The sequence below is a fragment of the Vibrio sp. 704 genome, assembly GCF_033339295.1.
The window spans coordinates 1-659 of record NZ_JAWOUH010000527.1; the positions used below are offsets into that span (position 1 = coordinate 1).

Below are 659 nucleotides of genomic sequence, written 5' to 3' on the forward strand. Positions count from 1 at the left end.
TACGAAGGCATCCTGGACGGCAATTCAGCCATCACCGTTCTGCACGGTGAAGCGCGTTTCAAGGACGACCAGAGCCTTATCGTTAGTTTGAACGAGGGTGGCGAGCGCGTCGTGATGTTCGACCGCTGCCTGGTCGCCACGGGTGCCAGCCCGGCGGTCCCGCCGATTCCGGGCTTGAAAGAGTCACCCTACTGGACTTCCACCGAGGCCCTGGCGAGCGACACCATTCCCGAACGCCTTGCCGTAATCGGCTCGTCGGTGGTGGCGCTGGAGCTGGCGCAAGCCTTTGCCCGGCTGGGCAGCAAGGTCACGGCCCTGGCGCGCAATACCTTGTTCTTCCGTGAAGACCCGGCCATCGGCGAGGCGGTGACAGCCGCTTTCCGTGCCGAGGGCATCGAGGTGCTGGAGCACACGCAAGCCAGCCAGGTCGCCCATATGGACGGTGAATTCGTGCTGACCACCACGCACGGTGAATTGCGCGCCGACAAGCTGCTGGTCGCCACCGGCCGGACACCGAACACGCGCAGCCTGGCATTGGAAGCGGCGGGGGTAGCCGTCAATGCGCAGGGGGCCATCGTCATCGACAAGGGCATGCGCACCAGTAGCCCGAACATCTACGCGGCCGGCGACTGCACCGACCAGCCGCAGTTCGTCTATGT

At 64.8% G+C, this 659-nt stretch carries 1 protein-coding gene; it reads left to right on the forward strand.

Going from position 1 to position 659, the window contains the following annotated elements; genetic code table 11:
* A partial coding sequence (locus tag R7R24_RS27545; RefSeq protein WP_318120245.1) for an FAD-dependent oxidoreductase occupies positions 1–659 on the forward strand: 659 nt, incomplete at both ends.